The 8,801-nt window shown below is 68.2% G+C and carries 7 protein-coding genes; 3 read left to right on the top strand and 4 right to left on the bottom strand.

Going from position 1 to position 8,801, the window contains the following annotated elements; genetic code table 11:
- Positions 1 to 207: 207 nt before the first annotated feature.
- Positions 208 to 1,377, bottom strand: a complete 1,170-nt coding sequence (locus tag Q1K70_RS16180) for a radical SAM protein (RefSeq protein WP_300161611.1) — start codon at positions 1,375 to 1,377, stop codon at positions 208 to 210.
- Between the two features lie 256 nt (positions 1,378 to 1,633).
- Here Q1K70_RS16180 and Q1K70_RS16175 point away from each other — a divergent pair, with 256 nt between their 5' ends.
- Genes Q1K70_RS16175 through Q1K70_RS16165 form a run of 3 tightly spaced genes read left to right on the top strand, consistent with a single transcriptional unit; the run spans position 1,634 to position 3,783 of the window.
- Positions 1,634 to 2,413 carry a ParA family protein gene (locus Q1K70_RS16175; RefSeq protein ID WP_300161608.1) on the top strand — a complete coding sequence of 260 codons (780 nt, stop codon included), beginning with the start codon at positions 1,634 to 1,636 and terminating at the stop codon, positions 2,411 to 2,413.
- A gap of 12 nt (positions 2,414 to 2,425) precedes the next feature.
- A complete protein-coding gene (locus Q1K70_RS16170) occupies positions 2,426 to 3,499 on the top strand; it encodes a hypothetical protein (protein ID WP_300161606.1) in 1,074 nt (357 codons plus the stop codon).
- Between the two features lie 20 nt (positions 3,500 to 3,519).
- A complete protein-coding gene (locus tag Q1K70_RS16165) occupies positions 3,520 to 3,783 on the top strand; it encodes an amphi-Trp domain-containing protein (protein WP_300161604.1) in 264 nt (87 codons plus the stop codon).
- Positions 3,784 to 3,907: 124 nt separating this feature from the next.
- Here Q1K70_RS16165 and Q1K70_RS16160 read toward each other — a convergent pair whose 3' ends face one another.
- From Q1K70_RS16160 to dnaG, 3 genes are all read right to left on the bottom strand, one after another.
- Positions 3,908 to 4,942 (bottom strand): HAD family hydrolase, encoded by a 1,035-nt coding sequence (locus tag Q1K70_RS16160; protein ID WP_300161602.1) that lies wholly within the window; start codon positions 4,940 to 4,942, stop codon positions 3,908 to 3,910.
- Between the two features lie 282 nt (positions 4,943 to 5,224).
- Positions 5,225 to 6,991, bottom strand: a complete 1,767-nt coding sequence (gene rpoD, locus Q1K70_RS16155; RefSeq protein ID WP_300161600.1) for an RNA polymerase sigma factor RpoD — start codon at positions 6,989 to 6,991, stop codon at positions 5,225 to 5,227.
- Positions 6,984 to 8,708, bottom strand: coding sequence for a DNA primase (gene dnaG, locus Q1K70_RS16150; protein WP_300161598.1), 1,725 nt, complete (start codon positions 8,706 to 8,708; stop codon positions 6,984 to 6,986). Before dnaG ends, rpoD begins: the two co-directional genes overlap by 8 nt.
- Positions 8,709 to 8,801: the final 93 nt, after the last annotated feature.

Below are 8,801 nucleotides of genomic sequence, written 5' to 3'. Positions count from 1 at the left end.
CGGCTTTGCGGCCTGCGTCGCCCGCCTCATTTCCGAGACCACAACGACCGACGCCCCGCCGCCCACCGTTCCCGACCACCTCTCCATCCGCCCCCGCCGGGGAGGTCCAGGAGGGGGTGACCCCCTCCTGGCGGGGCCTGGGGCAGAGCCCCATTCTCTTCCTCATCCTCTCCCTCATCTTCATCCTTCTCCTCCACTTCGCCTTCTTCACGCATATTTGGCCAACCTCCCCCACTCCGGCGGCCTGCGGCCGTCGAAGCGACCGCAGGCCACGAAGTAGCGCAGGTCGCCAAACCACAGCCGCAGTTGTTCCCGGTCGCCTTGCAGCAGCCGCAGCCAGCCGGCCGGCCCGGCGGCCAGGTCGCCGAGGGGGCCGAACAGTTCGCTGGGGTCGCGGAAGCATTCCCAATCGCAGGCCTGGCAGTGTGGTTCGCCGGCCAGGCGGTTTTCGCCGAGCTTCCAGAACGGCCCCATGTTTTCGCCGGCCCGGTAGCCGCAGGGGTAGCAGTCGCCGTGGCGGTCCACGTAGAAGAAGCTGACGCCGCCGAGGCAGGGCCGGGCCGGTTTGGGCGGCCGGGAGTACTGGCGGACGAGGGCGTGCACGGCGCAAAGGGGCGTGAAGATGCGCAGGCGTCCGCGATGTCGCGGCGTTTCGTCGCGAAGCGCTCTGAACAGCTGGAGCTTTTCTTCGTTCGAGAACGTGACCCTGGCATCGGCGGCCGTGGCCGCGTACACGGCCTGCGCGCCTTTTTCCCGGTCGGCGTCGCTCATGGGGTAGCAGCAGTTGGCCATGGTGAAGCCCAGGGCGGCGGCGGTTTCGAAGAAGCGGGAGATCTGCTCCCGGGCGGCGACGTAGAAGGCTTCGCCCTGACCGGCCAGGGGGACCGGACCGCCCATGTGGCGGTTGAGGGCCACGTTGGCCGTGGGGAAGATGCCGTGGCCGTGGAGGATGGGCAGGGCGCGGGAGAGGCCGGCGACCATGCCGGGGTGTCCCCGGTTGGCCTCGTGGGTGGCGGCGTCGGCGGAATCGAGGCTTACCCAGAAGTTGCGCACGGGCGTGCCGGCCAGGTTTTCGGCCAGCCGCGTCACCCGCTCCGTGAAGTCCGGGGCGTCGGGGTTGGCGAACTGGTAGCCGTTGGTGCCGGTGCGCAGGTAGACGATGCCGGCGCGGCCGGCGTGGCGCAGCAGATCGAAGAGAAGCGTTCCCGTCAGGAACGGCTCGCCGCCGGTGAACGACAGGGCTTCGACGCCAAGGGCCGCGCATCGGTCGATGACGCGCCTGGCCGTGTCCGCGTCCATGTCGCTACGCGTGCCGCCGGCCGTGACGCGCATGCCGCATTGGGCGCAGCGGGCGTTGCACCGGTCGGTCAGTTGCATGACTACCTGGCGCGGCCTGCCCCACCGCCGCAGAATCCGTAGAATGGGCATATCGCTCCCTTGCTCGGCGCGTTTCTTCTGCCCCGCTCCCCGGGGCCGCAGGGTTTCGTGGCCATAGCCGGCGGTGTGGCGGAGGCGCGTGTCGAACGGATGACGATAGGGTGTCGCGCTGTTCGGCCCGAGCGATTGTCTGGTCCCGGACTATTGCCTTCAAACCGTAACGCTCGCAGGGCATGTTCCGCCAATGCATGCCGGAGTGACGGGCGGCGTCCGCATCGCCTGCCTCAACCACAAGGGCGGCGTCGGCAAGACGACGTGCGCCGTGAACCTGGCCGCCGGGCTGGCCGGGCCGGGTTGTCGCGTGCTGGCCGTGGACGCCGATCCGCAGGCCCATCTGACGGCCTCGCTGGGGCTTGCTGCTGCGGCCGGCCAGGGGCTTTCGGCGCTGCTCGGCGGCGCGGCTCCCGGGGCGCTTCTCGTGGAGGCGTCGCCGGAGCTGGCCGTCCTGCCGGCGTCGGCGGAACTGGCCGCGACCGAAATGGCCCTTTCCCGGACCGACGCGCCCGAGGCCCTGCTCGGGCAGGCGCTTGGCGGCTGCGGCGGCTTCGACGTGATCGTGTGCGACTGTCCGCCGCACCTGGGGCCGCTGACCCGGCAGGTGCTCCGGGCGGTCCAGGCCGTGGTCGTGCCCATGACGCCGGATTTCCTGTCCCTGCAAAGCCTGGCCTGGCTCATGGAGACCCTGCGCGGGTTGGCCGGGCCGTCGGTGCTCGGCATCGCGCTCAACCGCTTCAGCGACCGCAAGCGCCTGCACCGCGAGGTGCGCGACGCCGTGCGCGACCATTTCCCGGGCCTGGCCTTCGAGGCCCCCATCCGTGAAAACGTGGCCCTGGCCGAAGCGCCGAGCCACGGCCAGGACATCTTCCGCTACGCGCCGGCCAGCGCCGGCGCCAAGGACTTCGCCGCGCTGTGCCGGGAAACCGCCGATCGGCTCGGCCTGGCCGGGCGAACGACGCACGGGCGCGCGCGGCATTAAGGATACGACACCATGGCAACCCGCTCACGACTCGGCCGCGATCCCCTCGCCGGCCCGAAGCAGACGGCAAAGGACAAGCCCGGGGAAGCGGCCCCCAAGGCCAAGGCGGCCGGGACGGCCGCCTCCGGGAAGGCGAAACCCAAGGCCCCGACTCCGAAATCGCCGGCCAAGGGCCGTGCCGCGCCCAAACCGAACATCCCGGCCGGCCAGCCCGTTGCGGAAACCGCGCCCCCTGCCGCGCCGGCCGTCGAGGCCTCGGCCGAAGCGGCATCCCTGGACATGCCCACGCCCGTCGCGGCCGCAAACGCCGTTTCACAGTCCGTGGACGCCGGGTTCGAGCCGGCCGCGCCCGCGCCTGCCCCCGAGGAGACCGAGATGACCGTGGCCGCATCCCCGGACGCCTCCGACGCGTCCCAGGCCGCCGCGCCGGAGGCTGTCTCGGCCGCGCCCGGCAGGGAGGCGACGGAGCCTTCGGACACCGGCGAAGCAGATGCCCCGGCAGAGCAGGCCAGCACGACGGCGGCAACAGCCCCGCAACTGGAAGAACCTCTTGCAACGGCCGATCCCGTGCTGACGGCGGCCATTCATCCGGCCGTGAGCGCCAACGCCCTGGCCGTGGGCGAAGCGCACACCGTCATCGCGGCTACGGCCCCGCCGTCGCCCGAGGGGCCGCACCCGGCCGAGGTGTTCCTGCGGGGAGTGCTGGAAGGCCTCACCCCGGCCGGCGGGCTCACGCTCCAGGTGGACGTCGAGCCGGAGACGTATGCGCTTCCCGTGGAGAAACTCTTTTATTTCAGCCATGTTTTGCAGCTTCTGGTCGCGCCCCTGGAGAATCCCACCGATTCCTGGCGCAGACCGGGAGACGGACGCGGCCCGGCGGCGAAACTGACCGTGAAGCTGTCAGGTCTCGGCAAGGGGCGGCATCGGCTGCGCATCTACGACAACGGACTGTTTTTCCAAACCTATCTCCCCGATCCCGAGCTGGACAGGGAAGCCCTGCGGCCGCTTTTGCTCTTCGTGGCCAAGCGCGCGGGCTCCATCTGCCTCAAGCGCGGGCGGTGCGTGGAATTCGAAATCATCGGCTGAGACAGCCAAAGGAGTGCGCCATGGAAAAGGAAAAGAACAAGATCAGGATCGAAGGCGTGATGCAGCTGACCGAGGTCATCGCCAACCTGGAAAAGCTCGTGGCCGACATGAAGTCCGGCGTGGTCACCATCGCCGCCGGCGACGAGGCGTTGTCCCTGTCGCCTTCGGTGCTGGTCAACGTGGAGATGAAGGCCTCGCAGAAAAAAGACAAGGAGAAGTTCGCCCTGGAGATCTCCTGGAAGCTCCACAAGGAAGTCGAAGGCTTCGCCGACCTGGGCGAATAATCGCCGCGCCCGACCCCCATAATGCCAAACGGTCGAGAACCAGCGGTTCCCGGCCGTTTTCATTATCCCAAGCCGTGTCCGGACATGGCCATGTTCCGGGGCGCGACCTGGCGGGCGCGTCCGCTCATTTCCCTTCCCAGGCGAAAATCCGCTTCCAGTCCTTTTGCATGCTGATGACGATCCAGCCGCGCTGCCGGGCCTCGTTCATGAGGCTGTCGGAAAAGGTGCCCACCTTGGACTGGGCGCCGTAGGCGTATTCGCGCAGCGCGTCGTCGTGGTGCACGAGGAGCATGAGCCGCTTGCCCTCGCCGGCCTGGGTGTATTCGAGCATCTCCCGGTCGCCGTCGGAATTGCCGAAGGCGATGTACGGCCGGCGGCCGATCATGAGGTGGATGCCCTCGGGCTTGCCGGTCCCCACGGTTTCGAGCAGGATTCTGGATTCCTCGGTGAGTGTCGGGCGGCCGTCCTTGGCGTAGCCGTACTTGACCGCGCCGAGGCTCCCCACCACCTGCTCGGGCACGACGCCGTAGATCGGCTCGGCGTAGGCGCGCACGAAGTCCTGGGAGCCGCCGGTGACGAAGTAGGTCTTGTAGCCGTGCTGGCGCAACAGCCCCATCACTTCGAGCATGGGGGCGTAGACCAGTTCGGTGTAGGGGCGATGCCAGCGGGCGTCCCGGGCCGTGGCCAGCCAGGAGCGCACGGCCTCGGTCAGCTCTTCCACGCTCACGCCCGTCATGGTCGCCAGGCAAACCTTGTCGAAATCCTCGGCCGTCAGCCTGCGCATGGCCTCGGGGTCGCCGGACAGGATGCTCTCGAAGGGTTCCGTCGCGGCCAGTTCCGGGTGCGCCCCGGCCAGTTGGCGCAGCCTGGCCAGGCAGAAGAGCACGGGCGTGTACATGGGTTTTTCGACCCAGGTCGTCCCGTCCTGGTCGAAGGTGGCGATACGGGCCTCGGGCGGCACGAAGTCCGGGCTACCCGGCGTGGTGGTGGCGCGCACGAATTCGAGCACGGCCTGCTTGGCCGGCCCGTCGTTCCAGGACGGCAGGGGGTCGGTCTGGGCCAGGGCGGCGGCGGCGAGGAGCAGAAACACCAGCCAAAGGACGACCGCCCGGCGGACCAGAAGCGGGAGGCGCGCCGGGGCGCTTACGCGATCGACCATCGTCTTCCTCCTTGCGGGTGTCGCACCTCGAAAAAGAAGACCTTTTTGAAGATGCCACGGCAGGCCAACTCTTTTTCCTCAAAAAAACCGACGTATTTTCAAGGCCTCCCGCGAAACGGGCTGATGCCGGCGGGCGGCCTTTGGCGGACAGGGCACGACCGGGGCGGTGAGACGGGAAAAGCACGCCCCCTTCCTCCATGCCGGCAAAGGCCGTTTTCCGCCACAAAAAAAGGCGGGGCCGCGTACTGCGGACCCGCCCTTGGCGTGCGTGGAAACGGCCGGCTAGCCTTCGTAGTAGGAACGAAGGTGCTGGCTGCGCACCGGATGGCGCAGCTTGCGCAGGGCCTTGGCCTCGATCTGACGGATGCGCTCGCGGGTGACGTTGAAGAGCTTGCCCACCTCTTCCAGAGTGTGGTCGGACTTTTCGCCCAGACCGAAGCGCTTGCGCAGCACCTGCTCCTCGCGCGGGGTGAGATCGGAAAGCACCTTGCCGATCTGCTCGCCGAGCTTGGTGTTGACCACCTCCTCGGCCGGGGCCAGCGCCTTCTTGTCCTCGATGAAGTCGCCCAGGCTCGAATCCTCCTCGTCGCCGATGGGCGTTTCGAGGGAAATGGGCTCCTTGGCGATCTTGAGCACCTTTTTGACCTTCTCCAGGGGATAGTCCATGCGCTCGGCGATCTCCTCCGGGGTGGGATCGCGGCCGAGCTCCTGGACCAGGTAGCGCGAGGTGCGGATGAGCTTGTTTATGGTCTCGATCATGTGCACCGGGATGCGGATGGTGCGGGCCTGGTCGGCGATGGCGCGGGTGATGGCCTGCCGAATCCACCAGGTGGCGTAGGTCGAGAACTTGTAGCCGCGCTGGTATTCGAACTTGTCCACGGCCTTCATGAGGCCGATGTTGCCTTCCTGGATGAGGTCCAGGAACTGCAGGCCCCGGTTGGTGTACTTCTTGGCGATGGACACGACCAGCCGCAGATTGGCCCGGATGAGTTCCTGCTTGGCGCGCTGGGCGGCGGAATTGCCGCGCTTGATGCGCCAAAGCACCTCTTCCAGCTCGCCCACGTGGTGGCAGCACTTCTCCTGCAAGCGGTCGAGGATCTCCATCTTGGCCGAGAGCATCTCCTTGAAGGAGAAAAGCTCCTCCACGGTGAGGCCCAGGGATTCCGAGGCCACCACCGGGTTGACTTCCCGGGCGTCGAGCTGGGCGAACATCTCCTGGATTTCCGACTGGGATTTGCCCACGGACAGGATGTAGGCCGACAGGTCGCGCTGGCAGTTGTGCATCTGCCGCACGTAGTCTTCGACGATCTCGATGATGCGGTCGATGAGCGTCTTCTCGAGCTTGATGTCGCGAAGGCGCACCACGATCTCCTCCTTGAAGACCATGATCTCCTTCTGGATGCCGGCCACGCGGCGGTCCAGGCAGGCGCACTGGTCGAGCTTGGAGTAGATCTTGCGCTTCTTGCGGAAGGAGGCCTTGACCTCGTCGAGCAGGAAGATGACCCGCTGGCGCTGGTTCATCTCGTCCTCGGAGGGGTCGTCCTCCTCGATGGTCTTGACCACGTCCTTGAGCTTGATGCGGCCGATTTTGAGGTCCTCGCCCACCTGGATGAGCTCCTCCACGGCCACCGGCACCTCGACCAGGGCGTAGAGCACGTCCATCTCGCCGTTTTCGATCTTCTTGGCGATGACCACCTCGCCCTCGCGGTCGAGCAGGGGCACCGCGCCCATCTCGCGCAGGTACATGCGCACCGGGTCGGTGCTGCGCGAGGAATAGTCGAGGGTGTCCTCGCTTTCGGTCAGCTCCAGGTCGGCGTCCGGGGCATCCTCCGGCTCGGCGCTGGCCACTTCGATCTTGCGCCCGTCCTTGTCCGTGTCCACGAGGTTGATGTCGAGCTGGTCGAAGATGGCGATGACCTCTTCGAGCTGCTCGGGGTTGTTCACCTCGGAAGGCAGGGCCTTGTTGACCTCGTCGAAGGTGAGGAAGCCTTTCTGCTTCCCCTTGACGATGAGGCTTTTTATCTGCTGGATTTCCTTGAGATTACTCATCTCCCCTCCCGGAAAGGGCCTGTAGTTCCCCCAAAAGCCGCAGGGCTTGCATGTGCTCGCCCTGCTCCTGCGCCCGGCGGATGGCCTCGGTCAGGACGCGCCGCCGGTCGCCCTCCCTGCTTTGACGGAGAAAAATGCAAATTTCCTCGAAAACGGCGGCCGCCTGCTCGTCGCCTTCCACGGGCTCCAAAAGCGCCTTGGCCCAGAAGGCGGATTGGGCCGTGTCCAGCCGCGATTCCAGTTCGTCGGCCACCTCGCCCACGAGCTTGTCGAAAAATTCCCGGGCCGCGTCTCCCGAAAGCGCCGCCTCGGCCCCGGCCTCGGCCAGGGCCGCCCGGTAGTCGGCCCGGCGGATGGCGAAGGCGAGAAGCTCGGCGTCGCGCGGGGCGATATCGAGCGACCGCTGCCGCCTGGGCGGGGCGGCCGCGGGCTGCCGCCGGCCCCGGTCCTCGGCCTCGCCCAGGGACTGGCGCAGCTCCCGCTCGGCCAGCCCCAGGCCCGAGGACACCCGGGGAATGAACACCGCCCGAAGGGCCGCGTCGCCCAGGCCGTTTAAAAACTCCACAGCCCAGGCGGCGATCTCCTTGGGCGAAAACGTGCCGCGCACCACGCGCAGGCAAAAGGTCAGCCCGTCCTCGGCCTTGGCCAGGCACTCCTCGAAGCCGTCGCGCCCGGCGGCGTGGAGCAAACTGTCCACGTCCTCGCCGTCGGGAAGCGGCACCACCCGGCAGCCGCCGCCGAGCGACAGGAACATCTGGGCCGACCGTAGCGCCGCCTTGCGTCCGGGCGGGTCGCCGTCGAAGACGAGGTCCACCCGCGAGGCGAACCCGGACAGGCGCTTGGCCTGCTCCGGGGTCAGCGCCGTGCCGAGCACGCCGCAGGCGTCGCCGTAGCCGAATTGGTGCAGCGTGATGACGTCGAGGTAGCCCTCGGTCAAAAGCGCCCGGCGCGACTTGGCCATGTGGGGCCGCGCCTCGTAGAGGCCGTAGAGGTGCTGCCCCTTGGTGTAGATCGGCGTCTCGGCGCTGTTCAAATATTTCGGCTCGCCGTCGCCCATCGTGCGCCCGCCGAAGGCGATGACCCGTCCGCCGCCGTCGCGGATGGGAAACATGAGCCGGTCGCGGAACCGGTCCCAGACGCGGCCGTTCCTGCCGGCGCTTAAAAGCCCGGCCAGGACGCCCATGTCCTCGGAAAACCCGCGCGAGCGCAGCACGTCAGAAAGCCCCTGCCAGCCGTCCGGGCTCACGCCCAGGGAAAAGGCCTCGATCATCTCCGGGCTGACCTTGCGCCGGGCCAGGTAGTCCCGGGCGGCCTCGCCGGCCGGGGTCCCCAGCACGTGGCGGAAGTAGCGGTCGGCCAGCTCGTGCATGGCCAGGCAGGCGTCGCGTTCCTGGCGCTGCCGGGCGGCCCGTGGGTCGCGCCTGGCCTGGCCCACGTCCACGCCCACTTCCGCCGCCAGCCGTTCGAGCCCCTCGCGGAACTCCAGGCCGTTGATGCGGCAGTAGAAATCGATGACGTCCCCCGAGGCCTGGCAGCCGAAGCAATGAAAAAAGCCCTTGTCGGGGTGGACGTTGAACGACCCCTTGGTCTCCTGGTGAAACGGGCACGGACCAACCAGCCGGCCGCCCACGGGGCGCAGGTTCACGTACCGGCCCACGATCTCGGCGATGTTGGCCCTGGCCTTGACCGCCGCCACTGTTCCCGTGTCACGCTTCATGGAAGGAAAGAGTGGGGGGGGGGGGGGGGGGGGGGGGGGGGGGGGGGGGGGGGGGGGGGGGGGGGGGGGGGGGGGGGGGGGGGGGGGGGGGGG

This window comes from Solidesulfovibrio sp., from assembly GCF_029978005.1.
Classification (GTDB): domain Bacteria; phylum Desulfobacterota; class Desulfovibrionia; order Desulfovibrionales; family Desulfovibrionaceae; genus Solidesulfovibrio.
Note: the sequence above shows the minus strand (reverse complement) of the source record. Positions and strands in the feature narration are given on the sequence as shown.